Here is a 1,003-nt window from a genome sequence, read left to right on the forward strand (position 1 = left end):
CTAGATGATTGAGTCCGAAGGCTGGGCTGGTCGTGGGCCTGCGTGACGGCATGGCGAAGGGTGTCGTTGTCTGTGTGTGAATACCGACCTCGACACCCTTCTGACCGCACTTTACGTCTTCGTGTCCGATCGCGTGGTCAAACGCCGACGAATAGGCTGCCCGCTGCTGCTGGATGATGCCGAGCTGCTGTGTCTGGCGATCGCCCAGGTGTTGCTCGGGTTCGCCCGGGAGCGGCATTGGATCCGCTACGCCCATGCTCACCTGCGGCATCTGTTCCCGTACATCCCAGGCCAGTCCGGTTACAACAAGCGGTTGCGTGCTGCCGGGCCGCTGATCACCTCGATGATCCGGGAGCTGGCGCTGGTCACCCCGACTGGGGTTGAGGATCTGCGCCTGATCGACTCCACGCCGGTACCGTGCGGTATGTCCCGGGAGACCGCCAAGCGCTCGGACCTGGCAGGTGAGGCCGGTTACGGCTACTGCGCCTCGCATTCACGGTTCTTCTGGGGGATGCGCCTGTATCTGCTGACCTCTGCCGAGGGCATGCCGTTGATGTGGTGCCTGGCCAATCCGAAACTCGGTGAGCGGGAGGTGATGACCGCGATGTTGGAGGTCGACCACCATCTCGTTGCCGAGGGCCAGGTGATCCTGGCTGATAAGGGCTTCGCCGGCGGCGAGTTCGAGCAGCTGTGCGCCGAGCTGGGCGTCCATCTGGTCCGCCCGGCCCGGCGCGGCAGTTCCGATCCGGTCTCCACCCCGGCCGAGCGCAAACTGCTGCGGATGCGCCAATGGATCGAGGCGATCTTCGACACGCTTAAAGGACAGCTGTCACTGGAGCAACACGGCGCCCGCACCCACGGCGGCATCTTCGCCCGGATCGGTCAGCGGCTGCTGGCGATGGCCGCAGCGATCTGGCACAACACCAAGACCGGCGCACCCAGCAAGCGATCACTAATCGCTTACGACCACTGACCAGCCCAACGATCGGACTCAATCATCTAG

General features: G+C 64.1%; 1 protein-coding gene. It reads left to right on the top strand.

All coding sequences use genetic code 11. The annotated features are described in order from the left end of the window. The first annotated feature begins 76 nt into the window (after nucleotides 1–76). Nucleotides 77–973 (top strand): IS982 family transposase, encoded by an 897-nt coding sequence (locus tag ABIA35_RS49430; RefSeq protein ID WP_370347999.1) that lies wholly within the window; start codon nucleotides 77–79, stop codon nucleotides 971–973. Nucleotides 974–1,003 lie beyond the last annotated feature (30 nt).

The sequence above is a fragment of the Catenulispora sp. MAP12-49 genome (assembly GCF_041262705.1).
Lineage (GTDB): Bacteria > Actinomycetota > Actinomycetes > Streptomycetales > Catenulisporaceae > Catenulispora.